The sequence below is a fragment of the Amycolatopsis sp. NPDC000009 genome (assembly GCF_055563465.1).
Genome location: NZ_JBVHDI010000008.1, coordinates 293,649 through 315,338, shown reverse-complemented (window position 1 = coordinate 315,338; position 21,690 = coordinate 293,649). Strand labels below are relative to the sequence as shown.

Genomic DNA, 21,690 nt, shown 5'->3' with positions numbered 1-21,690 from the left:
CATCCTTCCGTACCCTGAATGCTCGTCGAATTGAGGACCGAACCTGTCCGCGATGCCTCGTAACGTGGGCTTCATGGAAAACACCGAGATCCGCCCCTTCCGCCTCGACATCCCGCAGGAGCAGCTGGACGAGCTGCACGCGAAACTGGACAGCGCACGCTGGCCCGCTCCGCTCCCCGGCGACGGCTGGGACACCGGGGTGCCGGTGGCGTGGCTGCGCGGACTCGCCGAATACTGGCGCGACGGCTACGACTGGCGTGCCGCCGAACGCGAGATCAACCGCCATCCGCAGTTCACCACGGTCATCGACGGCCAGCGGATCCACTTCCTGCACGTCCGCTCGCCCGAAGCGGGCGCGACGCCGCTGATCCTCACGCACGGCTGGCCGGGTTCGGTGGTGGAGTTCCTCGACGTCATCGGTCCGCTCACGGATCCGAAAGCGTACGGCGGCGACCCGGCGGACGCGTTCCACCTCGTGATCCCGTCGCTGCCCGGCTTCGGTTTTTCCGGCCCTGTCTCGGATTCCGGCTGGACCATGCCGCGGATCGGCCGGGCATGGGCGGAGCTCATGCGCCGCCTCGGCTACGAACGCTACGGCGTGCAGGGCGGCGACCTCGGCGCTTCCGTGTCGCCGGAGGTGGCCAGGTTCGCGCCGGACAAGGTGATCGGCGTGCACGTCAACGGCGGGCTGACCCCGATGCCGCCGATGTCGATGCCGGAGGAGGAACTCGCCTCGCTCACCGACGTCGAACGCGATCGCCTCAAGCGGATCGAGGCCTTCATGCAGGAGGAGTTCGGCTACATCGCGATCCAGTCGACGCGGCCGCAGACCCTCGGGTACGGGCTCGTGGACTCGCCGGTCGCGCAGCTGGCCTGGATCATGGACAAGTTCCGTGAGTGGACGCATCCGCGCCCGACGTTGCCCGAAGAGATCATCGGCAAGGACCGGTTGCTGACCAACGTGATGTTCACCTGGCTCACCGGCACGGCTGCTTCGTCCGCGTATGTCGGCTACGCGCAGGCGGAAACCTGGGGAGCCGTCGAGAAGAACTCAGGCGTGCCGACGGCGGCGCTGATCTTCGCGCACGACGTCGGGATCCGGCGGTATTCGGAGGACGCCCACACGATCGTGCGGTGGACCGACGTCGATCGCGGCGGGCATTTCGCGGCGCTGGAGGAGCCCGAGATCCTGGTCGCGGACGTGCGGGAGTTCTTCCGGTCCCTCAACTGACGAGGGCGGCCGGTTCCCCGAGGAAACGGCCGTAATCGTCCACTTCGGACTCCAGCCCGGCGATGGCGGACCGCGGAAGCGTGGCGAAGGGCTCCACGACGACCTTCGTCAGCTTCGCGGTCCGCTTGGTGTGCCACGTTCCGGCGATCCGTCCGTCGATCAGCACGGTCGGCGAGATCATCCCGCCGCCGGAGTTGACGCGTTTCGCCTCGGCCGGATCGAGGAGCAGATCGCGGTCACGGAAACCCAGCAGGTACGTGTCGAAGGCGCCGAGCAGGCGCGGGGGACACGGGGGAGCGGACAGCTCGGTCTCCGAGAGGGCGAAGCCGTTGCCGACGGGGACGGGGTCCAGTGCGGTGAAAGCCTTGCGGCAAAGGCCGATCGGGAGCCCGGACCAGGCGCTGAAGTCCTCGGCGGTCGCGACGCCATACGCGGTCAGGTATCGGTGCGCGAGTTCGGTATGCGGTTCGTCCGGCGTGCGGCTCTCGGTGACCCATTCGTCTAGGAGCACGTACGTCGGCTCCGTGCCGACGTCCTGGCCCCGGCACAGCAGTCCGCGGTTGGCCGCGTACGCCAGGAGATGGGGCGGTGCCTGAGACTTCGCGTCGAGCGCGATGCCCTCGGCGGCCAGGCCGTCCAGGATCTCCTGGCGGGTGAGTGCCTTGCCCGGCAAGAGATCCTGGAGTTTCCCGAGCGCGCGTTCGCAGAGTTCGTCGGTGAGGTCCAGCTGCCTGCGTCGTCCCTGCCCCGCCTGGACGTTGCGCGGGCCGAACAGCCGGTTCAGCCAGCGGAGATCCGCCGTCTGCGCGAGATGGAGTGTCTTGCGCATCAGCCAGGTGCGCGTCACGGCGCGGGACGCGTCGACGTCCGGAGCGGTCAGACCCCGGCTACGGGCCCGGATCGCGAGGCGGGCGGCGGGCGTCGACTGCGCCTGGACCGCGGCGATAGAGCCGACCACGGCGGGCACGTCCGCGGCAGGCGCGGTCAGCAGTTGCGCGCGGGCGCGGACGGCACGGATGTCGTTGTCGGACGGCGTCACCCGCTGACGATCTCATGGGCGTGCGCCGGTTCGGTGTGTACGACCGCTTCCGCGAGCCGGGGGAGGACCTCGCGCAGCCGCGCCTCGACACGATGGGCCAGCTGATGCGCCTCGGTGACGCTCAGCCCGGCCTCGACCGACACCGCCAGTTCCGCGCGCATGCTGTGCCCGAACCACCGCATCCGCAGGTCACGGGTGCCGAGCACGCCGGGGACCTCCGCGGCCGCGCGTTCGGCGCGATCGACGTCGGCCGGGTCGACGGCGTCCATCAGGCGCCGGAAGACCTCCTTGGCCGCGTCGCGCAGCACGAAGAGGATGGCGACGGTGATGGCGAGACCGATGATCGGGTCGGCCATCGGGAAGCCGAACGCGACCCCGGCCGCGCCGAGCACGACCGCGAGCGACGTGAAGCCGTCCGTGCGGGCGTGCAGCCCGTCGGCGACCAGCGCGGCCGACCCGATCTCGCGGCCGACGGTGATCCGGTACCTGGCCACGAGTTCGTTGCCCGCGAAGCCGATGACCCCGGCCGCCGCGACCACCCACAGATGCTGGACCGGGCGTGGATCGAGCAGCCGCTGCACGGATTCGTATCCGGCGAGGAAGGCCGAGGCGGCGATGAGCAGGACGACGAGCACCCCGGCCAGGTCTTCGGCGCGGCCGAGCCCGTAGGTGTAGCGGCGGGTGGCGGCACGGCGGCCGAGCAGGAAGGCGATGCCGAGCGGGACCGCGGTCAGCGCGTCGGCGAAGTTGTGGATCGTGTCGCCGAGCAGGGCCACCGAGCCGGTGACCAGCACGAGCGCGAGCTGGGCGACGGCGGTGACGAACAGGGCGGCGAACGACCAGATCAGCGTCCGGACGCCGCGTTTACTGGTCTCCAGCGCGGAGTCGACGCGGTCGGCGCTGTCGTGGCTGTGCGGGGTCAGAAGGTGCCGGAGACGGCTCTTCGCGGACTGGTGGCCATGACTGTGTCCATGCCCGGGCATCTTCCACCTCTGCTGTCATGCTACCTGCGCAGTCATGCAGGTATGCAGGTAGAAGGGTAACGGCTACCCTCCTGGCATGCACGAGTCGGTCCCGGATTTCGAGATGCCCACCGAGGAGCAGGTCCACCTGGCCGCGGAGACGTTCCGGCTGCTCGCGGATCCGACGCGGGTCAAGGTCCTCTGGGCGCTGCTCCAGGGCGAATCTTCGGTCGCCTGTCTCGCGGAACTGGCGGGAGCGGCGCCGACGGCGGTCAGCCAGCATCTCGCGAAACTGCGGCTCGCCGGTCTGGTCAAGGGACGCCGCGAAGGGACGTTCGTCTACTACTCGGCGGCCAACGACCACGTCCGCGGCCTGCTCGCGCAGGCGCTGTTCCACGCCGACCACATCGATCGCGACATCCCGGCACTGCATTCGGCGGGGAAACCCCACCGTCCGGCGGCGCGCTGAATCCGGCTACGGTGGAGCCGTGACCCAGTCCTCGTACCCGGCCGCCCTGCGGTGGCTGTTGTTGTGCGTGGTGGCGCTGGGTCTGGTCGGAATGCATCACGTCGTCGCCGAATCCGGGCACGACGCGGGGCACTCCGCCGTCGCGATGGCGGATCCTTGTTGCGCGGACACGTCTTCGCACGACGACGTTGGCCATGGTGGACACAGTGGACTGCACCTGTGTCTCGCGGTGCTCGCCGCGGCCGTGCTCCTCATCGTCTCCTGGCTGCTCGTCCGGAATGGACGGACGGCGGCGACCTGGAAGTCGCGCCCGCGTGGCGGATCGGCGTCGGGCCGTGATCCACCGCGCTGGAGACCGGTGCCCGAAAGATTGTCGCTTCTCTGCGTGTCGCGGGTGTGACAGGCGGATTCGTCCCGTCCTGACCGCAACCGATCATAGGAAGAACCATGACCAGCAGGAAACTGGCAGGGGCCGCGCTCGCCGCCCTGGCCTCCTTCGCCGTGCTCACCGGATGTGCCAGCTCCGACACCGCCTCCACCGGACACTCCATGTCCACGGTGAAGGCGCCGGACCCCCAGCAGGCCGGCCACAACCAGGCCGACGTCACGTTCGCGCAAGGGATGATCCCGCACCACGAACAGGCGCTCGAGATGGCGAAACTCGTCGACGGCCGCACCGAGAACGCGAAGATCGTCGACCTCGCCGCGCGGATCCAAAAGGCGCAGGATCCGGAGATCCAGCAGCTGACCGGGTTGCTGAAAGGCTGGGGAGTGGCGCCGTCGGGCGACCATTCCGGACACGGCTCGGCGTCCGGCATGATGACCGAGGACGATCTCGCGAAACTCGGCAAGGCCAAGGGCGCCGCGTTCGACAAGCAGTGGCTCGAGATGATGGTCAAACATCACGAAGGCGCGCTCGAGATGGCGAAGACCGCCTTGCAGCAGGGCAGCAACGCCGAGGTGAAGGCGTTGGCACAGAAGGTGATCGACGGTCAGCAGGCCGAGATCACCGAGATGCGCGCACTGCTCGGCTGAGCCGGGACGGTGGCGCCGGCCGGCATCATCCGGCCCGCGCCACCGCCTCCCGGAAGTGCGCGCACTCGGTGAAGTCGTCGTGCTCGCACCCGAGCGCGCAGTCGACGATCGCGAGCGACGCCTGCGCGACCGCGATACGTTGCTCGAGTTCTTCCTTGTGGCGCTTGAGGATCGCTTCGCGCTCGCTGGGTTTGCCGAACATCTCACGGATGGCGTCGAGGCTCAGCCCCGCCTCCTTCGAACGCAGGATGATCGCGATCCGGTAGAGGTCGTTGTCGTCGTACCGCCTCCGGTCGCCCGCTCGCGCCGGCTTGAGGAGGCCGACGGATTCCCAATGGCGCAAGACGTGCGTCGCCAGGCCGAAGCGCTCCGCGACCTCGCCGACGCTCAAGGTGCTTGACTTCATGTCGTCATTAAGTCGGACGATCCCCGGTATGTCCATGTTGCAGCGGCTCGACGCCGCCGATGCCCTGCCGGGAGCCGCCGAACTGCGGGCCCGGACCTACGAACTGCTCCGGCTCGAACCCGGTTCCGCCGTGATCGACGTCGGCTGCGGTGCCGGCCTGGCGGTGTCCGAGCTGTCGTCGCTGGGTTTCCGCGCCGTCGGTGTCGACCTTGCGGCCGAGATGGTGGATGAGGCGCGGCGGCGTTCACCCGATCGGGATTTCCTGGTCGGGGACGCTTACGCGTTGCCGGTCGAAGGTGAATTCGCGGGCTATCGGGCGGACAAGGTGTTCCATGAACTCGCGGAGCCCGAGGCCGCCCTCGCGGAGGCTCGCCGGGTTCTGGTCCCTGGAGGACGGATCGTGTTGTCGGGGCCCGACTGGGAGGCGCTGGTGATCGATTCCTCCTATCCGGCGCTGACCCGGGAGATCGTACGTGCGCGCGCTTCGGTGATCACCGCGCCGCGGATCGCGCGCGGGTTCCGGCGGCTGCTCGCCGGGAGCGGGTTTCGTGAGGTTTCGGTCGAGGGAGTGGTCGGATTCCTCGGTGGGGAGCCGTTCCTGCGCGGGCTGGTGGACGTGGCTGTTCGGGTCGGGGCGATTTCCTTGGCGGAGGGGGAGATCTGGCTGGCGGATCAGGTCGGTGAGGTGGCTGTGCCGCAGTTCTTGGCTTCGGGAGTGGTGTGAGGTGGTCGTTGCCGGAATTCGGCGACAGGGCTGGGTGATGGCTGGAGTCGTTATGGTGTTCTGGCGTGACGTGGGCTGGTTGTTGCCGGGAATCGGCGATGGGGCATCAGAATCGTTGTAGCGCAATGAAAATACGCTAGGCTTCGGAGGTTTCCGGTTATATGGGGTGAGTGTGCACGAGCGTTGCCGTGGTGCGCTGGCCGCTGTCGGAAATCGGCGACGGGGCAACATGCTATCGGAACCGTTGTGCTGCAACGGAAAACTCGTGGGTCCGAAACTGTCGGTGGTCGGTTGTAGTTTCGGTGTGTGGATACACGTAACGCCCTTGTGGCGCTTCTGAAGGAAATCACGTCGGCTGGTCTGTTGGCTGAGGTGAATGCCGGGTTGGATGTGTTGGAGGATCAGGATGCTGTGGCTGTTGCGGTGGCGGCGTCGGAGGGGATCGCGCGGTTGGAGGCGGTTCGGTTCCGGGCGTTGGGGCAGTTGAGCCGGCATCGTGATGGTGCGGCGAGTGTGGTGCAGGAGGTCGCGTTCGCGTTGTCGGTTGTGGATGGTCACGCGGCCGGGCTGGTGTCCACCGCGGAGGCGTTGACCACTCGGTTGCCGTGCACTTTGGGGTTGCTGGATCGTGGCCTGGTGGGTGGTTATGGGGCGTTGAAGGTCGCTGCGGCGACGGCGTGGTTGTCCGATGATGACGCGCGTGCGGTGGACGCGGTCCTGGAAGACCGTCTGCCGGGCCGGAACTCGGATCAGGTCCGGAAGGCGGCGCATCATGCGGCGATGATGGCTGATCGTGATGGTGCTGCTCGTCGGGTGGAGCGGCATCGCGCCGGTCGGCGGTTGTCGATCCGGCAGGGTGAGACGGGGGTCGCGTCGATCGAGGTCGAGGACGGGCCGGTGGAGAAGGTGGCCGCCGCCTACACCCGGATCGACCGCGAAGCCCGCGCCCTGAAAACGGGTGGGGAGACCCGCACTCTGGATCAGCTCCGCGCCGATGTCGCCCTCGACCTGTTGCTGGGTGGTCAGGGTGGGAAGGGTGAGCGGTCCGAGGTGTTCTTGTACATGGATTTGAACACGTATTTGGGGGTGAATGATGATCCGGTGGAGTTGGCGGGGCATGGGTATGTTCCGGCGTCGTTGGCCCGGCGGATCGCGTCCGGGCCGGATACGGTGTTGCGGCGGATCATCACCGACCCCCTCTCGGGGCAGGTTCTGGATTTGGGGCGGGATCGGTATCGGCCCACGGCGGGGTTGGGTGAGTTCGTGCGGGTGCGGGATCGGGAATGCCGAAGACCCGGCTGTCATCGGGTGGCTCAGGCCTGCGATCTCGATCATGCGGTGCCGTGGCAGCACGGTGGTCACACCGCCCACACCGAGCTGGTCGATCTGTGCCGCCGCGACCACCGGTTGAAAGACGAACCCGGCTGGACCTACCAACTCGCCTCCGACGGCACCCTGACCATCACCGCACCCACCGGGCAGAGCTACGACAGCATGCCGCCGCCCCTGCACGAACCCCGCGCCGAGGAACCGCCGTTCTGAACCGTCGCCGGAAAACGACCACGGTGCACGGGTGTGGGTTCGTTGCCGGAATTCGGCGACGGGGGCGTTACGTAAGTTCTAGGCATCTCGTTCGCCGAGCCTCAGGTATACCGCCATCACAGCTCGGGTGGTCGAAATACGGCAACGGCCCGCTGCATGCGGTCCTGCACGACTCGGAGAGAAGCTGCTGTCTGGCCCGGGTGTTGTCCGAAGGATGGTCGGGCGGCGGGCAGGCCCTGGGGTGCGCCGGCGGCGAGAGTGCCCTCGGTGGAGTGCATCGCCGAAAAACGACCACGGGATCCCTTCGCCGGGCCTCGGAGATCCCGCCACGACATGCTCGGGTTGCCAAAATTCGGCGACAGCCGAGCGCATGAGCAGGACCCGGTGCGCCATGGCGCTGCATGCGGTCCTGGGCGACACGACTCGGAGAGAAACCGCTGTCCAGCCCAGGCGTTGCCGAAAAAGGCTGGGCCGCGAACAGACCCTCGCGGCGGCGACAAGTGCCCCGTCAAGCGCCATCGCCGAAAAACGGCAAAGCGCTACAGCACTGGGCGAGTGCCCAGCACCGACATGCCCAGCACCAGCTCGTTGGCCGGATCGCAACCGAGGAGGTCCTCCACCAGTTCGTCGCGAAGCGCCGCGGTGAACGTGACGTTCAGTCCCAGCGCGGTCGCCATCAGGTACACGGTCTGGCTCAGGTGGCCGACGTCCATCAGCAGCACCCGATAGGTGCGGCTCACCGGGTACTTCCATTGGTTCCGCTCGACGACGCTGGTGTAGATCAGCAGCGCGCCGGCGTTCCGGGTCCACTGCTGGTCGCCGGCGAGCGCGGTCAGTTCGTCGTCGTCGATCTTGCCGTCGAGTGGCGTGAGGCGGTGCCGGAAACCGTCGTAATGGTAGGCGCCCCGATCCAGGCCCTCGACGTTCCTCGCGTAGACGTACACCTCTGTCGGATGCCTGGCTCCGCCCGACGGGCTCGTCTTGAAGACGTTCCCGGTGGTGGGGATGTCGGAATGCGTTTCGGGCCTGGTCGGCCGGGCCGCGGTGAGGAGTGCGCTCAAATCGCGTAGCCGCAAGGGTTCTTCGCCGAACTCGCGGACACTCCTGCGCTGGTCGAGCGCGTCGCCCAGCGAGATCGCGTTCAAGGGTTCCGGTGACGGTTCGGGCAGCGCTATCGCGTCGTGCCCACCGGATGGCCTCACCGGAGAAGGCGGAGGATTGACCTTCGCCTTCTCCAGTAAGGTTTTCACCGTCATTTCGCTGGTCGTGAACTCGGTTTCCCGCAAGGAGCGCGTGCCGAAGTGAAACGCCCGCGCGGACGTTCCCCAAGGGCCCCAATCCCGAAGGATCTCTTCTTCCCGTTGTTGCCGGGAAGAACCTTTGACCACCAGCACGTCGTACCGGATCATCGCTCGCGCGATACGGACGAGCCTTTCCCCGATCTCGGGATTCTCGTCCGCGGTGCGGATCGATTCCGGTTCCCGCCAAGAACTGAACCAGCGCAGGACGCGCTCGGTTCCTTCGGCGAGTTTCAGCTGGCGATGGCCGAGGTGATCGTCCCAGACGACGTCACCATCGGACCAATAAAGCGTTCCGCACGAGGAAACCCTGACCAGCATCGAATGTCTTGTGCCCCAGTCCCCAGTAATACTTTCCGAATACTTCCGGTCATTCAGTGTCGCGAGCGGAAAGGAGGCCCGCCGTGCGGCGGCGGCTCGAACCCGCCCCAGGTGCTCTGCGCCTTGTACTCGGCTTCGAGCTCGTACAAGAACTCGTCGTCGTCTTCGTCGTGCATGCCGCCGATCCTCTCCGTGAGCGGTTACTCCGGTCAAGCGAATATACCTACGCCAACAGAGTACCGGAGCAGAATCGGCAATTACGCCGAGTAATCGTTCAGGCGCTGTTTGAGTTCGCGAACCTCGGGGGACTCCGAAATGCCGAGATCGGTGTAGAGGCGTAATGCGAACCGGCGATGACGGTCCGCATTCGGTCGCTCACCGAGAATGTCGAAGGCGAACGCCATCTCCTTGTGGGCGATGGGCAGCATGCTGCGATTACCGGTCGATTCGAGCACTTCGACAGCGGTCGTCAACTGACTGACCGCGAGCGCGCCGTCACCGAGTCCACGCGAATTGATACCGAGGGCGAGAAAGCATTCCGCCTCGAGATCGGGTGATTCGTTCTCCTGGGCCAGCCTCAGCGCCTGGTCGAGTTCCTCGGCGGCTTCGGGATAGCGCCTGTTCTCGGTGTGGATCAGCCCGATCCGGTGCCTGGCGCGGGCTTCGATGAGCACGCTGCCGTGGGCATGGGCGGTCTCGCGGACCCAGCCGAGGTGTTCGATCGCCTCGTCCGACTCGCCCTTGAGCCAGTGGGTGACCCCCGAGTTGCCCCTGGCCCGGCACTGCATCCGGATGTCACCGGTCGTCGCGGCCAGTTCGAACACCTCGTTGAACAGCCGGTTCGCTTCGGTGAACTCGTTGAGCCGCCACAACGTCAGCGCGTACATGTGCAGGGCCTGGTACTCGAGGACCACGTTCCCGGTGACCCGCGCCGCGGACAGGGCGAGGGTCTCCAGTTCCCTGGCCTGCCGGTAGTAGCCGCGGTTGTCGAAGTAGCGCCACACCGCCGAACAGAAGGGCACGAGGTCGGAGTACTGCTGGTGGTTGTTCATCGCGACGGCCACCGGCAGCACGTTCTGCCATTGCGCGTCCATCCAGTGCGCGGCCTGGTCGTAGTCCGCGAAGGACTGTCCGAACTCGCTCTTCGGGACCTCGAGGCCGCCCGGCTCGTCTTCGGAATCCGGGTCGATGAACTCCATCGCGGCCGCCACGGTGCTGCGGTAGTAGTCGAACAGCCGCCGCATCATCGCCTCGCGCTGGTGCTCGGGCTCCTCGGCGAGCAGGAGTTCACGACCGTAGCTGCGGAGCAGGTCGTGCATCTCGTACCGGTCCATCGACGGCTGGCGCAGGAGGTTCACGTCGACGAGGCGTTCGGCTAGACGGCGGGCCTCGCCGAGGTTCACTTCGGCCAGGGCCGCCGTCGAGTGGAGGTCGAAGGCGGCGCCGGGATGATGGCTCAGCCGGCGGAACACGCGGCGTTCGGTCTCGGTCAAGTTCAGATAGGACACGCGGAACGCGCCCGCGACGTCGCGTTCCCCGGCGGTGAGCTCGCCGAACCGGTTCCGTTCGTCGCGCAGCTGCCTGGCGACGAAGTCGAGCGTCCACGACGCCCGTGCGCGCAGCCTGCTCGCGGTGACGGCCAGCGCGAGCGGGAGATCACCGCACAGGCTCGCGACCTGGTCGGCCGCATCCGGGGATTCCCTCCTCAACCGCGAAGGCCCGACGATCCGGCCGAGCAGTTCCACGGCGTCGGCCCGGCTGAACGGTTCCAGCGAGAGCAGTTCGGCGCCGTCGAGGTCCACGAGCCGGGTGCGGCTGGTGATCAGCACGCAGCAACTCGCCGAACCGGGCAGCAAGGGGTTCACCTGCGCCGCCCCGATGGCGTTGTCCAGCACCAGAAGCACCCGTTTGCCGGCGAGGCAGCTCCGGAAGAGCGCCGCGCGCTGTTCGGTCCCGGTGGGGATGTCCGAACCCTGGATGCCGAGCGACCGCAGCAGCGCCTCGAGCGCGGTCCCCGGGTCGACCGGGTCGCCTGCGGGCGAGAACCCTTCGAGGTTCACGAAGAGCTGCCCGTCGGGGAACAGCGGCGCGAGCCGGTGTGCGGCGTGGACGGCCAGCGCGGTCTTGCCGACCCCGGGCATGCCGTCGATCGCGATCAGCCTCGGCCCCGCCGAGGAGCCTGCCTGGCCGATTTCGAGGACGGACCGCAGTTCCGCGGCACGGCCGCCGAACGCGGGGAGGTCCGCGGGAAGCTGCGCGGGGCGGGGGAACAGCGCCTTCTGCGCGTCCGCGTCCTCGCGCCGTCCGCCGGTGTCCATCCCGGCCCGGAGCCCGCCGACGCCGTAGCGGACGAGCGCGCCGTCCGTCATCAGCTCGGCGTCGGCGCGCAGGATCTGCTGGTGGAGCGCGCTCAGTTCGGCGCTCGGATCGACGCCGAGCTCCTCGGCGAGCGCGACCCTGGTCCGATCGAACGTCCGGAGCGCGTCGGCGCCGCGGCCCGCCCGGTAGAGCGCCAGCATGGTGAGGCACTGCAGGGTCTCGCGCGTGGGATGCCAGGCGGCGAGGTCGAAGGCCTCGCGGGCCGCCGCTTCGGTTTCGCCGAGCCGGAGCCTGGCACCGATCAGGAGCTCGCTGGCGGCCAGGCGTTCTTCGTCGAGGCGCCGCGCGGTCTGCTCGATGGCGTCGCCTTCGAGACCGTCGAAGGCCGGGCCGCGCCAGAGCGAGAGCGCGTCCGCCAGCTTGGCGGCGGCCTGGGAGATCAGCCCGGCGGACAGGAGTTCGGCGCCCTGGTTGTAGTCCGCTTCGAAGCGGACCGAGTCGAGCGAGGCGCTGCTGATGACGACGCGGTACGCCGAGCCGGTGGTGACCACGGCGGACCGGGCCACGCCGAGGTCGTGCCGCAGCCGTGCGATCGCGTTGCTGACCTGGCGGACCGCGGTCTTCGGCGGATTCTCCGGCCACATCGTGCCGATCAGGTACGACACCGGGACCAGCCTGCCCGCGTTGACCAGCAGGGCGGCGAGGAGGCGCTGTTCACGGCGCCCGCCCAGCCGGACGGGGGCACCGTCGACCTCGGCTTCGAGCGGGCCGAGAACGGAGAAGCTGAGCTGGGATGGGCTGCCGGTGGGCGATCCCGCCGAATCGGGTAAACGATCAGCGGTCATATGCGACTATGTCGTCCGAGACCGTGAGCGTGCTCACGCACTACCTCCAGTCCGTTCGGCGGCTGACCGGCACCCTAGCCCACCGCTTCGGCCTCCAGCCACATCGGCGCGGGGGACGCCTTACGGCATTCGGCCTAACGGGCGGGCTCGGGGCTGCCCTGGAACCGGTTCGATTCTACGCCCGGCCACTCCTGAACTGCGCGGATGCCCCGCGGTGGAGAGCCGATGTAATTCCGATGCAGGGGCTTGGAAAGCTGAAGGCACAGCTGGCGGGTCGGCGCGACGGGGCAGCGTGCCGAACCGTGGGTAGGGGCTCCGCGGCGGTTGGCCTTCGAACTGGGGGTGGCCAACCGCCCTGGTAGCCCTTTCTTCCTGTCACAGGCTGTTCCCAGCAAAGCGCGGCACACTGGACCAAAGAGGAGTGTGCCGCCATGAGTGCTCTAGGTGATCTGCTGGGCTATCTGCTCACCCTGTTCCTGATCGTGCTCATCGTCCGGATGGTGCTGGACTGGGTCGTGAACCTCGCCACCCGCCCGCCCGGCTGGACCTTCCGTGCCAGGGGGATCGCCCATCGGCTGACCGAGCCCGTGCTGGCGCCGGTCCGCCGCGTGGTGCGCCCGGTGCGGGCCGGCGGGGTCGCGTTCGACCTCGCCTTCACCCTCGTGTTCATCGGGGTCGTCCTCCTGCGGTCCCTCGCGTTCAGCCTCTGACCAGGTGTGATCCGCCGCGATTCCGGGTACCAGCGAGCTGGAGGAGAGGAGTGCCCATGCGTCCGGTCTGGAGCGGTTCGCTTTCGCTCGGTCTGGTGACGGTGCCGGTCCGGCTGTACAGCGCGGTCGAGGACCATACGGTGCACTTCCGCCAGTTCCAGCGCGGAACCGAGGACCGTATCCGGTACCGGCGGGTGAACGAGCGCACCGGCAAGGAAGTCGGCTACGAAGACATCGTCAAGGGTTACGAGCTCGACAACGGCGAGTACGTGGTCGTCGAACCCGAGGAGCTCGACGAGATCGCCCCCGGCCGGTCGAAGTCGCTCGACATCGAGAGCTTCGTCGAGCTGGACGCGATCGACCCGATGTTCTTCGACAAGACGTATTGGCTCGCGCCCGCGAAGGCGGAGTTCGAGCGTCCGTACGCCTTGTTGCTCGAGGCGATGGACTCGTCGGGCAAGGCCGGGATCGCCAAGTTCGTCATGCGTGGCCGCGAGTACCTGGCGCTCGTCCGCTCGGGGGACGGCGTGATGGTGCTCAACACCCTGCATTTCGCCGCCGACCTGCGGGATCCCGCCGAGCAGCTGCCGGACCTGCCGGGTAAGGCGAAGGCACGCGGCAAGGAACTCGACATGGCCGTCAACCTGATCGACGCGATGAGCGACGACTGGCGGCCCGAGGACTACCGCGACACCTACACCGACCGCGTGCGGGACCTGATCAAGGCCAAGAAGAAGGGCGACACCATCACGCCCGCGACCGAACCGGGTGAGCCGACGAAGGTCGTCGACCTGTTCGAGGCGCTTTCGAAGAGCGTGGAGAGCGGGAAGGCCAAGAAGAAGTCGGGGGCGAAGAAGCCGCCCGCGAAAAAGAAAGACCTGTCCTCGCTGTCGAAGGCGGATCTGGACAAGCTGGCACGCGAGCGGAACATCAAGGGGCGGTCGAAGATGACCCGCGCCGGCCTGGAAAAGGCGCTCAAGGCATCGTGACGACACCCGCCGTCGCCAGTTCGCCCGCGATGGCCTCGATCAGCAGCCGGACGTCCTCGGTCGCCGTCGCGTGCAGCCCTTCGGAAACGATCAGCACGTCGGACGTCGTGGCGGAGACCGCGGAGTGCCCGCTCTGCCGGTTCGTCCACCGGCGGGCGTGGGCCTGACCGTCCTCGTCGGCGAAGATCACTTCGCCGGGGTTCGGCTGCTCGACCGTGCCGGCGAAGGTCACGTACTTCTCGTCGCCCCGCGCTGGGCGGACTTCCAGCGAGCCGCTGATCTTGGCGACGTCGAGCACCGCGACCGGGATGGCGTAGGCGACCGAGACCGCGTTGCAGAGATCGATCACCGGGTGGATCCGGGGGAGGGTGCCCTCTTTCCGCAGCCTGCGCAGCAGTGACTCCGACGCGCAGCGGTACTGCGTCGGTTTCAGGCCCATCTTGGCGAACGCCCGCCGCCAGGCTTGGATCTCGGGGAATTCCGATTCGGGCCCGTCCGCGAGCCGCCGCGTCGCCCGCGCGAGGAACTTCTCGAGGTCGACCGGCATTTCCGGGGTGACACCGGTGGCCCGCAGCGTGCCGACGGCGAGGCCGGGGTGAGCGGCGCGGATTTCCGGGTGGTGCTGGAGTCGCATGCTGAACCTTCTACTGGGTGGTGAACGCGAGTTTGACGCCGAGCGCGGCGAAGGAACCGGCGAAGATCCGCCGGAGCCAGGCGAGTACGCGCGGCCGGGAAAGGACGTGGTGCCGCACGCCGGCGGCGAGGACGCCGTACACGCTGAACACCACGAAGGTCGCCAGCATGAACACCCCGCTCAGCAGCAGCATCCGGGGGATCGAACCGGGCTCGCCTGCCGGGACGAACTGCGGCAGGAACGCGAAGAAGAACAGGGTCAGCTTCGGGTTCAGGACGTTGATCAGCACGCCGGAGGTGATCGTCCGCAGGGTCGACGTGGGTTCGGGAGCACCGTCCACGACGATCGCTTCGCGGTCCTTCAGCGTCGCCCACGCCATGTAGAGCAGGTAAGCGACGCCCAGGTATTTGATGATCTCGAACGCCACCGCGCTCGCGTGCAGCAGCGCCGCGAGGCCGGTGATCGCGGCGACCATATGCGGGATGATGCCGAGGGTGCACGCCAGTGAAGCGATGACGCTCGCGCGTCTGCCCCTGGCCAGTCCGGCGGAAAGGGTGTAGACCACGCCGGTGCCGGGCGTGACGACCACGACCAGCGTGGTGATCAGGAAGGCGATGCTCACGAGAGCACTGTGCGCGCTTTTTGGCCCGCTGGACAGAGCCAAAGCCCATGGACTCCACAGGACCAAAGCCCGGCGTGAAGGGTTCACCGGATGGAGTGGCATGATGCACGCTCGCACGTCGACGAGGAAGGCCTTGGTTTGAGCGCGCGCACCTCCCAGGTGGACGACCTCCGGCTGGTGGCACAACCGAATGCCATGTTGTGCTCCGAGCTCTTCGTCCGTCTCATCTTGTCGGATTGGTCCTTGCGGCCGTTGCTCGATCAGGCGAAGACCGCCGCCGCCAGATTGGTGGGCACGCTGGTCGACGCGGCCGATCCGAAGGAGCCGCCCTTCCTGACGCTGAGATTGCGCCTGCGGTCGGACGTGCTGGTCATCGAGGTCGACCACGAGCTGGACGGGCTCCCCGTGCCGACGCCCGCACCGGGTGAGCGGACCGGGGTGGCGCCGAGCGAGACCGGCGGCGTGACCCTCTGGTGCGAGCTGCCGCTGCCGGGTGGCCTGTCGGCCGGGCAGGTTCAGCTGCCGAGGCGGGGCGACCGTCGCACCCTGGTGGACGAACCCGTCTCCGGCGAGCCCGTCGGCGCCGATCCCGAAGTCCTGGAACGGCTCTTGACCCGCTTGAGTGGCTGGTCCGGCTGATGGCCACGAAACGCGTCGCCACGCCGGCCCTGGAGATCGAGTACGAACACGCAGGTGAAGCGGGCGGGCCGCCGGTGGTCCTGCTCCACGGCTTCCCGTACGACGTGCGGGCCTACGACGAGGTCGCCGCGCCGCTCGCGGCGGGCGGGGCCTCCGTGTACGTCCCGTATCTCCGTGGGTTCGGCGGAACGCGTTTCCTCGACAAGGCGACACCGCGCTCCGGACAGCAGGCCGCGCTCGCGCAGGACCTGCTCGATTTCATGGACGCGCTGGGTCTGGACGAGGCCGTCGTCGCCGGATACGACTGGGGCGGCCGCGCGGCGTGCATCGCGGCGGCGCTCCGGCCCGAGCGCGTGCGCGGGCTGGTCTCGGTGGACGGTTACAACGTCCAGAATCTCGCCTACGCGGGCGAACCCGCGCCGCCGGAGTGGGAACGCACCTACTGGTACCAGTTCTACTTCCATTCCGAGCGTGGCCGTCGCGGGCTGGCGGAGAACCGCGACGAGCTGTGCGCCTTGTTGTGGCGCACCTGGTCGCCGACCTGGAGCGGCGCAGACGAGGCGTTCCCGGCCAGTGCCCCCAGCCTGCACAACCCGGACTTCGTCGACGTCGTCATCCACTCGTACCGGCACCGGTTCGGCCTGGCGGAAGGCGATCCGCGCTATCAGGCATTCGAAGACCTGATCGCGGAGGAACCGGCCATCACGGTGCCGACGGTCGTCCTGGAAAGCGGGGACGACGGGATCGGCGGGCCGAGCGCGGAGGGCGACCGCGAATACTTCACCGGGCCGTACGAGCATCGGGTTCTGCCGGGAGTGGGGCACAACGTCCCGCAGGAAGCTCCCGAAGCGTTCGCGGCCGCCGTGGCGTCCCTGCTCGGGTGAGGACGGTCACCCGTCCGTGCGCGTGACGAATCCCGATCTTCGTTTGTCCTTCGGACGTAAGGCATACGATCCGGAGGAGGACCCGATGTCGTTGGGCGACAAGATCAGCAACAAGGCCGAGGAGTTCGGCGGTAAGGCCAAGGAGGCCGCCGGCGACGCCACCGGCAACGAGGAATTGCGCGCGGAAGGCCAGGCGGACCAGGCGAAGGCCGGTCTCAAGGGCGCGGTCGAAAACGTCAAGGACGCCGTCGGCGACGCGGCGGACAAGATTCGCGACACCTTCAAGAAGTAGCGTTCCTTCCGGGCCGGGGCGGCGGATTTCCGCGCCCCGGCCCGTTTTCAGTCGTGCAGGACCACCGGCAGGCTCGTGAGCCGCGTCCCCTGGATGCCGCCGAGGAACGTCTGCCGGAGTTCGCCGTAGGGCACGGCCAGCCGGGCTCCGGGGAAGTCCGTGCGCAGAACCGTCGCCACCGCCCGCAGTTCGAGCTGCGCGAGCTGGGCGCCGACGCAGAAATGCGGGCCCGCGCCGAAGGTCAGGTCCGGTCCCGGTTTCCTGGCCGGGTCGGTGTTGATGCCCTGGATGTCGACGAGCACGGGAGCCCCCGCGGGGAGCCGGATTCCGGCGAGGCCGACCTCCGCGGTCGTGAACCGCCAGAGCGTGAACGGCGCGGGCGGATGCTCCCGGAGCGTTTCGCGGACGAGATCGTTCACGGCGGCGTCGTCCCCGTCCAGGAGCCGCGAGATCAGGAAGCCGATCGAGGCGTCGGTGGTCAGCTGCCCGGCGAAGATCAACGCGAACAGGTGATATCGCAGGTCCTCTTCGGACGTCTCGGGCGGAAGGTTGTCGCGTAGTTCCGTCGCGAGTCCCTTCCGGTTCGGGGTCAGCCCCGCGGCGGCGAGGTCCGCGATCGCGGCGATGGCCTTGCCCTGGGCGCCCGGTTCGGGGTCGGACATGCGACGGCACGCGTCGACGGCGACGTCGAGCAGGTGAAGCGGGATGCCGAGCAGGTCGAGCAGCACGGTGAGCGGGAAACGGGTGGAGAACCCGTCCATGAGGTCGACCGTTCCGCCGCCGAGGCCGGTCAGCAGTGTTCGTGCGATCCGGTGGATCCGGTCGGATTGTGCCTGGATTCGTTTGGCGCTCAGCAAAGGGGCGTGCGCTCGACGCAGGAGCGCGTGGCCGGGGCCGTCCAGCGTGGTGAGGGACGGCTGCTCGGCGGCGGTCTGTTCGAGTCTGGTCCAGCCCTCGGGGGCGAGCGCGGGATCCTTCGCGAACCGCGGGTCCGCCAGGACGTCGCGGGCCAGCTTCTCCTCGGTGACGATCCACGCGCTGCCGCCCTCGGGGGCGGCCACTTCGACGAGGGGGCCGGCGGCCCGCAGCGCGGGGCGGACAGGGTCGGGTTCGGTGATGCCGCGGGTCGTCGCGGCGAACGGATCGGGGAGCACAAAAACTCCTTCATGAGAAAGTGGCTTCATCATGAAGGTATATTTGCGGCCGGTAGGTTGTCAAAGCACGGATCCGAGGAGGGGTGATGGAGGACGATGTCGCGGCGCGGAGCACGTCGCTGCTGGACGGCCTCCGGAGCTTCGGGGCGAGCTACACCGAGTTCACCCGGCGTTTCGCGGACTGGCTCGGCCTGCACGCCACCGACGCCGCCGCCCTGGTGGAGATCCTCTACGCCGAAGACACCGGCTCCCCGTTGTCCCCGGCTCGGCTCGGCCAACGCATCGCACTGACCTCGGGTGCGACCACGAACCTGCTGAACCGGCTGGAGGACCTCGGTTATGTGGTGCGGACCAGGGAGAACGCCGACCGGCGGAGGGTGACCCTGCGCAGCGGCCCGGACATCCAGGGGCCCGCGCGTGAGTTCTTCGGCCCGTTCAGCGCCGGTCTCGCGGCGCTGGTGGCGGAGTACCCGGCGGAAGAGATCGCCAGGTTCGAGGCATTCCTGCGGCATCTGAAGTCCACAATGGACGACGTGCTCGAAGAACAGGGGTAGCCCGGACCAGTCCGAGCCGCACTCGGCACCGAATACCTCCCGGACGTCACGGAACCGCGTAGCCGGGCGTCGGGTGAGGTGGAGGCGGCTTGATGGTCGAGGGAGTGCGGACGAGTCCGCGCGGAAGCGGTGGCACCGGAGCGGAGCCTGCCGAGACGAGTTTGCTGCAACGGGTCGCGGCAGGTGATGAACAGGCGTTCGCCGACCTGTACGACGTCGTGGCGGGACCGGTGTGGGGAGTGGTGAACAGGGTCGTCCGCAACGGCACGTTCGCCGAGGAGGTCACCCAGGAGGTCCTGGTGGAGGTGTGGCGGACGGCCGCCCGGTTCAAACCGGGCAAGGGGAGCACGCTGTCCTGGGTGCTCACGATCGCGCACCGGCGGGCCGTGGACAGGGTGCGTTCGCATCAGGCGGCGCTCGACCGGGACGATCGCGCGGGAAGGCTCGACTTCCGCCGCCCGTTCGACGAGGTCGCCGAGTCGACGATCAGCAATCTGGAGCAGCAACGGGTGCGCCAATGCCTGTCCGCGTTGACCGACCTGCAACGGGAATCGGTGGTGCTGGCCTACTACAACGGTTACACGTACCCGGAAGTCGCGGAAGTGCTCAAAACCGCGCCCGGCACGGTGAAGACCCGCATCCGCGACGGCCTGATCCGGTTGCGTGACTGCTTGGGGGTCGGGCAATGACGGCGGAGCTGCACACGCTGACCGGGGCTTACGCCGTGGACGCCGTCACGGAGGACGAGGCGGCGGCCTTCGAACGGCACCTGCGGGGTTGTCCCGCGTGCGGCCAGGAGGTCCGGGAGCTGCGGGAGGCCGCCGCACGTCTGGGCTCGGCGCTCGCCACTCCGCCACCGCCGAGGCTGCGGGAAGCGACGCTCGCGGAGGTCGCCCGTACGCGTCAGTGGCCTCCGCTGGTCGCCGTCGCGAGCCGGGGCGGGCCGGTGAAGACGCGGATCGCCCTTTGGGGTGCCGCGGCGGCCGCCGTCGGAGCGCTGGTGTTCAGCCTGGTCACCACGACCACCGATCCGGGGGCCGACCCCGCCCAGCGGCAGCTGGCCTCGGTGAACGCCGTGCTCACCGCGCCCGACGCCTCGACGGTCAAGGGCGGCGAACGAGGAGCCACCACGGTCGTGACCTCGCGTAGCAAGGGCAAGGTCGTCGTACTGGCCGGCGACCTCCCGCCCTTGGCGCCCGGCAAGGCGTATCAGGTCTGGCTCATCGGGGCGAGCGGCGTGCATTCCGCCGGGTTGCTGGCGCCGGACGGTCCACATCGGACTCGTCCGGTCCTGGTGGACCTGCCGGGCGCGATCGACCGGGTCGGCATCACCGCGGAACCCGCCGGAGGTTCGCCCGCGCCGACCGTTCCGGCGGTGGTCATGGTGGATCTGGTCTAGAGGACGGTCAGCCGCTCGCAGGCCGGCTTTCGCGCCGGGCACCACGGCGACCTTGCCCGCGAGCGCGTGATCCTCCGGCCACCAGTGCCGCCGCAGGGAACACCCGATGTCGCCGTAGCCGAGCAAGGTCCGGTCGAGCACGGGGCTCACTGGATGCGGGAACCGGCCTTCGAGGAGAACCGGAACTCGATGGTCATCGGAAGCTCGGCGAGATCCAGCGCCTGACGCAAGCGCGGCAGGCCCTCCTCGGTGATCCGCTCGCGGATGGCGGCCACATCGCCGTCCTGCTCGGCGCTCAGCACCACGGCCAGCACCGGCGCGTCCTGGGAACCGCCGAGTGTCGCGTGCGCGGCGTGGACGCCGGGATAGGTCGCGACCTCCGCGGCGAACGGGTCCACCGCGGTGCTCGCGGCCAGCGCGGTGGAACCGGTCTCCTGGTCGAAACGCCAGGTGTGGGACTTCGGTTTGCGGACTGGTTGCGCGATGAGCCAGCGCAGCGCCAGCAGGCCGGCGATCACCGCGACGCCTGCCACGGCGTACCAGGCCCATCCGGGCGGCATGGCGGTGCCGGGGACGAGCGTGGCGCCGGGATCGAGCAGCGGGATCCGGCCGAAATGGGTGCCGACGGCGAACCCGCCGGCGGCGAGCAACACGATCCCGGTCAGCACCAGGAGGGTGCGGTTCAGCCGGGCGGGACGGTTGAGGTCGGTCATGACGCGCTCCTGGTGGCCTTGACGCGGACCCGCACGGCCGGGACGGTGGCGGGGCCGATCTGGGAGAGGCGGTGCTCGATGGCCGCGCGGACGGCGTCGGCGAGCCCCGCGGTGTTCGTCCGCCCGGTGGTGACCACCGAGACGATCTTGCTCCGCTTGACCTTCAGCTTCGCCGCCGAGACACCATCCACAGTGGACGCCGCGGTGCGCAGCGTCGACCGGTAGCTGCGCCGGGAGGCGCCGGAGTCCGTGCCGCCGTCGAGCGGCAGCACGGTGGGCCGTCCCGGGACGATCGCGGCACCGAGGAGGAGCAGACCGAGCAGCGCGACCACACCACCGGCGATCGCCGGAAGCGGGTCACTCCACCGGGTGCCGTGCAGGGCGGAGGCGACGGCGTCGTAGCTGATCCACGGTTTCTCGCCGATGATCGTCTGGACCGCGACGATGGCGGCCAGTACGCATCCGGCGAGCACCACGAGGGCGACCAGCACGGCCGGGACAGTGCGGCGGGGGCGCCGTTTCATCGAACCCTCCTCGTTTCGGTCTCCGTGGAATGCAGGGCCGTGACGGTGATGTCGACCCGCGTGACGGCCAGGCCCGAGAGCTCGCCGACGCGGCGGATCAGATGCTCTCGCGCGCTTTCGGCGGTGGCCCGCACGGAAAGCGGGTACTTCACCGAGAGCCGGACGTCCAATGTGGCCGTCGAGCCGGTGACATGCGCGCTCACCTTGGCGCCCTGGTCGAGGTCTTCACCGCCGACCGCGATCCCGAGCACCCGGGAGGCCGCGCCGCCGACGCCGTCGAGTTCGGTGATCGCCCGTGCGGCGATCCGCTCGACGGCGCCGTCGGCCACGGTCAGGGCGCCGCGCCCGTCCGATCCGGGCGCGGCGGCGGTCATGGTCGTCATGG

26 protein-coding genes are annotated in these 21,690 nt (G+C 68.7%); 14 read left to right on the top strand and 12 right to left on the bottom strand.

Annotated elements, in window-relative coordinates; all coding sequences use genetic code 11:
* Positions 1 to 73: 73 nt before the first annotated feature.
* On the top strand, positions 74 to 1,231 hold the full coding sequence (locus tag ACZ3HL_RS23405; protein WP_465533628.1) for an epoxide hydrolase family protein: 1,158 nt from the start codon (positions 74 to 76) through the stop codon (positions 1,229 to 1,231).
* Here the strand turns inward: ACZ3HL_RS23405 and ACZ3HL_RS23400 are convergent.
* Together ACZ3HL_RS23400 and ACZ3HL_RS23395 are read right to left on the bottom strand one after the other, a co-directional pair.
* Positions 1,224 to 2,270 carry a winged helix DNA-binding domain-containing protein gene (locus ACZ3HL_RS23400; protein WP_465533626.1) on the bottom strand — a complete coding sequence of 349 codons (1,047 nt, stop codon included), beginning with the start codon at positions 2,268 to 2,270 and terminating at the stop codon, positions 1,224 to 1,226. The two genes, ACZ3HL_RS23405 and ACZ3HL_RS23400, sit on opposite strands and share 8 nt — an antisense overlap.
* On the bottom strand, positions 2,267 to 3,253 hold the full coding sequence (locus ACZ3HL_RS23395) for a cation diffusion facilitator family transporter (RefSeq protein ID WP_465533624.1): 987 nt from the start codon (positions 3,251 to 3,253) through the stop codon (positions 2,267 to 2,269). Before ACZ3HL_RS23395 ends, ACZ3HL_RS23400 begins: the two co-directional genes overlap by 4 nt.
* A gap of 76 nt (positions 3,254 to 3,329) precedes the next feature.
* Here ACZ3HL_RS23395 and ACZ3HL_RS23390 point away from each other — a divergent pair, with 76 nt between their 5' ends.
* Genes ACZ3HL_RS23390 through ACZ3HL_RS23380 form a run of 3 tightly spaced genes read left to right on the top strand, consistent with a single transcriptional unit; the run spans position 3,330 to position 4,736 of the window.
* A complete protein-coding gene (locus tag ACZ3HL_RS23390; RefSeq protein WP_192741235.1) occupies positions 3,330 to 3,701 on the top strand; it encodes an ArsR/SmtB family transcription factor in 372 nt (123 codons plus the stop codon).
* A 19-nt stretch (positions 3,702 to 3,720) separates the two neighbouring features.
* On the top strand, positions 3,721 to 4,101 hold the full coding sequence (locus tag ACZ3HL_RS23385; protein ID WP_465533622.1) for a DUF6153 family protein: 381 nt from the start codon (positions 3,721 to 3,723) through the stop codon (positions 4,099 to 4,101).
* A gap of 47 nt (positions 4,102 to 4,148) precedes the next feature.
* The gene (locus tag ACZ3HL_RS23380; protein ID WP_465533621.1) at positions 4,149 to 4,736 is read left to right on the top strand and encodes a DUF305 domain-containing protein; all 588 of its coding nucleotides are present in this window, start codon (positions 4,149 to 4,151) and stop codon (positions 4,734 to 4,736) included.
* Positions 4,737 to 4,761: 25 nt separating this feature from the next.
* Here the strand turns inward: ACZ3HL_RS23380 and ACZ3HL_RS23375 are convergent, their stop codons facing one another.
* Positions 4,762 to 5,142 carry a helix-turn-helix domain-containing protein gene (locus tag ACZ3HL_RS23375; protein ID WP_465533619.1) on the bottom strand — a complete coding sequence of 127 codons (381 nt, stop codon included), beginning with the start codon at positions 5,140 to 5,142 and terminating at the stop codon, positions 4,762 to 4,764.
* Between the two features lie 28 nt (positions 5,143 to 5,170).
* Here ACZ3HL_RS23375 and ACZ3HL_RS23370 point away from each other — a divergent pair, with 28 nt between their 5' ends.
* A complete protein-coding gene (locus ACZ3HL_RS23370) occupies positions 5,171 to 5,866 on the top strand; it encodes a methyltransferase domain-containing protein (protein WP_465533616.1) in 696 nt (231 codons plus the stop codon).
* Between the two features lie 306 nt (positions 5,867 to 6,172).
* A complete protein-coding gene (locus ACZ3HL_RS23365) occupies positions 6,173 to 7,408 on the top strand; it encodes an HNH endonuclease signature motif containing protein (RefSeq protein ID WP_465533614.1) in 1,236 nt (411 codons plus the stop codon).
* 539 nt (positions 7,409 to 7,947) lie between these two features.
* Here ACZ3HL_RS23365 and ACZ3HL_RS23360 read toward each other — a convergent pair.
* The 3 genes from ACZ3HL_RS23360 to ACZ3HL_RS23350 form a co-directional block, all read right to left on the bottom strand.
* Positions 7,948 to 9,027: a SagB/ThcOx family dehydrogenase gene (locus tag ACZ3HL_RS23360; protein WP_465533612.1), complete on the bottom strand. Its 1,080-nt coding sequence runs from the start codon at positions 9,025 to 9,027 to the stop codon at positions 7,948 to 7,950.
* Between the two features lie 53 nt (positions 9,028 to 9,080).
* Positions 9,081 to 9,203, bottom strand: a complete 123-nt coding sequence (locus ACZ3HL_RS23355; protein WP_340687764.1) for a hypothetical protein — start codon at positions 9,201 to 9,203, stop codon at positions 9,081 to 9,083.
* 81 nt (positions 9,204 to 9,284) lie between these two features.
* Positions 9,285 to 12,191 carry an AfsR/SARP family transcriptional regulator gene (locus tag ACZ3HL_RS23350; RefSeq protein ID WP_465533610.1) on the bottom strand — a complete coding sequence of 969 codons (2,907 nt, stop codon included), beginning with the start codon at positions 12,189 to 12,191 and terminating at the stop codon, positions 9,285 to 9,287.
* Between the two features lie 431 nt (positions 12,192 to 12,622).
* Between ACZ3HL_RS23350 and ACZ3HL_RS23345 the strand changes: the two genes are divergently transcribed.
* Positions 12,623 to 12,901, top strand: a complete 279-nt coding sequence (locus ACZ3HL_RS23345; RefSeq protein WP_465412542.1) for a YggT family protein — start codon at positions 12,623 to 12,625, stop codon at positions 12,899 to 12,901.
* Between the two features lie 56 nt (positions 12,902 to 12,957).
* On the top strand, positions 12,958 to 13,890 hold the full coding sequence (gene ku / locus ACZ3HL_RS23340; protein WP_465533608.1) for a non-homologous end joining protein Ku: 933 nt from the start codon (positions 12,958 to 12,960) through the stop codon (positions 13,888 to 13,890).
* Here the strand turns inward: ku and ACZ3HL_RS23335 are convergent.
* Positions 13,877 to 14,524, bottom strand: a complete 648-nt coding sequence (locus tag ACZ3HL_RS23335; RefSeq protein ID WP_465533606.1) for a B3/B4 domain-containing protein — start codon at positions 14,522 to 14,524, stop codon at positions 13,877 to 13,879. The two genes, ku and ACZ3HL_RS23335, sit on opposite strands and share 14 nt — an antisense overlap.
* Before the next feature lie 10 nt (positions 14,525 to 14,534).
* Positions 14,535 to 15,146 carry a LysE family translocator gene (locus tag ACZ3HL_RS23330; protein ID WP_465533604.1) on the bottom strand — a complete coding sequence of 204 codons (612 nt, stop codon included), beginning with the start codon at positions 15,144 to 15,146 and terminating at the stop codon, positions 14,535 to 14,537.
* A gap of 138 nt (positions 15,147 to 15,284) precedes the next feature.
* Between ACZ3HL_RS23330 and ACZ3HL_RS23325 the strand changes: the two genes are divergently transcribed.
* The 3 genes from ACZ3HL_RS23325 to ACZ3HL_RS23315 all read left to right on the top strand — a co-directional run bounded on the left by ACZ3HL_RS23325 (position 15,285) and on the right by ACZ3HL_RS23315 (position 16,961).
* Positions 15,285 to 15,785, top strand: a complete 501-nt coding sequence (locus tag ACZ3HL_RS23325) for an ATP-binding protein (RefSeq protein WP_465413138.1) — start codon at positions 15,285 to 15,287, stop codon at positions 15,783 to 15,785.
* Positions 15,785 to 16,669, top strand: coding sequence for an alpha/beta fold hydrolase (locus ACZ3HL_RS23320; RefSeq protein WP_465533602.1), 885 nt, complete (start codon positions 15,785 to 15,787; stop codon positions 16,667 to 16,669). The genes ACZ3HL_RS23325 and ACZ3HL_RS23320 overlap by 1 nt, the downstream gene beginning before the upstream one ends.
* 85 nt (positions 16,670 to 16,754) lie before the next feature.
* A complete protein-coding gene (locus ACZ3HL_RS23315; RefSeq protein WP_044849933.1) occupies positions 16,755 to 16,961 on the top strand; it encodes a CsbD family protein in 207 nt (68 codons plus the stop codon).
* 47 nt (positions 16,962 to 17,008) lie between these two features.
* Here ACZ3HL_RS23315 and ACZ3HL_RS23310 read toward each other — a convergent pair whose 3' ends face one another.
* Entirely contained in the window at positions 17,009 to 18,115 is a 1,107-nt protein-coding gene (locus ACZ3HL_RS23310; protein WP_465533600.1) for a cytochrome P450, read from the bottom strand.
* Positions 18,116 to 18,201: 86 nt separating this feature from the next.
* Between ACZ3HL_RS23310 and ACZ3HL_RS23305 the strand changes: the two genes are divergently transcribed.
* The 3 genes from ACZ3HL_RS23305 (at position 18,202) to ACZ3HL_RS23295 (ending at position 20,068) form a co-directional block, all read left to right on the top strand.
* The gene (locus tag ACZ3HL_RS23305; protein ID WP_465533598.1) at positions 18,202 to 18,669 is read left to right on the top strand and encodes a MarR family winged helix-turn-helix transcriptional regulator; all 468 of its coding nucleotides are present in this window, start codon (positions 18,202 to 18,204) and stop codon (positions 18,667 to 18,669) included.
* Between the two features lie 92 nt (positions 18,670 to 18,761).
* Complete coding sequence (sigK, locus tag ACZ3HL_RS23300; RefSeq protein ID WP_465412549.1) at positions 18,762 to 19,358, top strand: ECF RNA polymerase sigma factor SigK; 597 nt, start codon at positions 18,762 to 18,764, stop codon at positions 19,356 to 19,358.
* Positions 19,355 to 20,068 carry an anti-sigma factor gene (locus ACZ3HL_RS23295; RefSeq protein WP_465533596.1) on the top strand — a complete coding sequence of 238 codons (714 nt, stop codon included), beginning with the start codon at positions 19,355 to 19,357 and terminating at the stop codon, positions 20,066 to 20,068. Before sigK ends, ACZ3HL_RS23295 begins: the two co-directional genes overlap by 4 nt.
* A 146-nt stretch (positions 20,069 to 20,214) precedes the next feature.
* Here ACZ3HL_RS23295 and ACZ3HL_RS23290 read toward each other — a convergent pair whose 3' ends face one another.
* The 3 genes from ACZ3HL_RS23290 to ACZ3HL_RS23280 are packed head-to-tail and all read right to left on the bottom strand — an operon-like array spanning position 20,215 to position 21,688.
* On the bottom strand, positions 20,215 to 20,781 hold the full coding sequence (locus ACZ3HL_RS23290; RefSeq protein ID WP_465533594.1) for an Asp23/Gls24 family envelope stress response protein: 567 nt from the start codon (positions 20,779 to 20,781) through the stop codon (positions 20,215 to 20,217).
* Positions 20,778 to 21,305: a DUF6286 domain-containing protein gene (locus ACZ3HL_RS23285; RefSeq protein WP_465412552.1), complete on the bottom strand. Its 528-nt coding sequence runs from the start codon at positions 21,303 to 21,305 to the stop codon at positions 20,778 to 20,780. The genes ACZ3HL_RS23290 and ACZ3HL_RS23285 overlap by 4 nt, the downstream gene beginning before the upstream one ends.
* Positions 21,302 to 21,688 (bottom strand): Asp23/Gls24 family envelope stress response protein, encoded by a 387-nt coding sequence (locus tag ACZ3HL_RS23280; protein WP_465412553.1) that lies wholly within the window; start codon positions 21,686 to 21,688, stop codon positions 21,302 to 21,304. Before ACZ3HL_RS23280 ends, ACZ3HL_RS23285 begins: the two co-directional genes overlap by 4 nt.
* Positions 21,689 to 21,690 lie beyond the last annotated feature (2 nt).

What these genes read in the sequence shown, in the direction of transcription:
- ACZ3HL_RS23405 (WP_465533628.1), top strand. Translation starts at nt 74, where the DNA reads ATGGAAAACACCGAGATCCGCCCCTTCCGCCTCGACATCCCGCAGGAG.
- ACZ3HL_RS23285 (WP_465412552.1), bottom strand. Translation starts at nt 21,305, where the DNA reads ATGAAACGGCGCCCCCGCCGCACTGTCCCGGCCGTGCTGGTCGCCCTC.
- ACZ3HL_RS23305 (WP_465533598.1), top strand. Translation starts at nt 18,202, where the DNA reads ATGGAGGACGATGTCGCGGCGCGGAGCACGTCGCTGCTGGACGGCCTC.
- ACZ3HL_RS23335 (WP_465533606.1), bottom strand. Translation starts at nt 14,524, where the DNA reads ATGCGACTCCAGCACCACCCGGAAATCCGCGCCGCTCACCCCGGCCTC.
- ACZ3HL_RS23370 (WP_465533616.1), top strand. Translation starts at nt 5,171, where the DNA reads ATGTCCATGTTGCAGCGGCTCGACGCCGCCGATGCCCTGCCGGGAGCC.
- sigK (WP_465412549.1), top strand. Translation starts at nt 18,762, where the DNA reads ATGGTCGAGGGAGTGCGGACGAGTCCGCGCGGAAGCGGTGGCACCGGA.
- ACZ3HL_RS23350 (WP_465533610.1), bottom strand. Translation starts at nt 12,191, where the DNA reads ATGACCGCTGATCGTTTACCCGATTCGGCGGGATCGCCCACCGGCAGC.
- ACZ3HL_RS23360 (WP_465533612.1), bottom strand. Translation starts at nt 9,027, where the DNA reads ATGCTGGTCAGGGTTTCCTCGTGCGGAACGCTTTATTGGTCCGATGGT.
- ACZ3HL_RS23345 (WP_465412542.1), top strand. Translation starts at nt 12,623, where the DNA reads ATGAGTGCTCTAGGTGATCTGCTGGGCTATCTGCTCACCCTGTTCCTG.
- ACZ3HL_RS23395 (WP_465533624.1), bottom strand. Translation starts at nt 3,253, where the DNA reads ATGCCCGGGCATGGACACAGTCATGGCCACCAGTCCGCGAAGAGCCGT.
- ACZ3HL_RS23280 (WP_465412553.1), bottom strand. Translation starts at nt 21,688, where the DNA reads ATGACGACCATGACCGCCGCCGCGCCCGGATCGGACGGGCGCGGCGCC.
- ku (WP_465533608.1), top strand. Translation starts at nt 12,958, where the DNA reads ATGCGTCCGGTCTGGAGCGGTTCGCTTTCGCTCGGTCTGGTGACGGTG.
- ACZ3HL_RS23320 (WP_465533602.1), top strand. Translation starts at nt 15,785, where the DNA reads ATGGCCACGAAACGCGTCGCCACGCCGGCCCTGGAGATCGAGTACGAA.
- ACZ3HL_RS23290 (WP_465533594.1), bottom strand. Translation starts at nt 20,781, where the DNA reads ATGACCGACCTCAACCGTCCCGCCCGGCTGAACCGCACCCTCCTGGTG.
- ACZ3HL_RS23380 (WP_465533621.1), top strand. Translation starts at nt 4,149, where the DNA reads ATGACCAGCAGGAAACTGGCAGGGGCCGCGCTCGCCGCCCTGGCCTCC.
- ACZ3HL_RS23315 (WP_044849933.1), top strand. Translation starts at nt 16,755, where the DNA reads ATGTCGTTGGGCGACAAGATCAGCAACAAGGCCGAGGAGTTCGGCGGT.
- ACZ3HL_RS23355 (WP_340687764.1), bottom strand. Translation starts at nt 9,203, where the DNA reads ATGCACGACGAAGACGACGACGAGTTCTTGTACGAGCTCGAAGCCGAG.
- ACZ3HL_RS23375 (WP_465533619.1), bottom strand. Translation starts at nt 5,142, where the DNA reads ATGAAGTCAAGCACCTTGAGCGTCGGCGAGGTCGCGGAGCGCTTCGGC.
- ACZ3HL_RS23390 (WP_192741235.1), top strand. Translation starts at nt 3,330, where the DNA reads ATGCACGAGTCGGTCCCGGATTTCGAGATGCCCACCGAGGAGCAGGTC.
- ACZ3HL_RS23295 (WP_465533596.1), top strand. Translation starts at nt 19,355, where the DNA reads ATGACGGCGGAGCTGCACACGCTGACCGGGGCTTACGCCGTGGACGCC.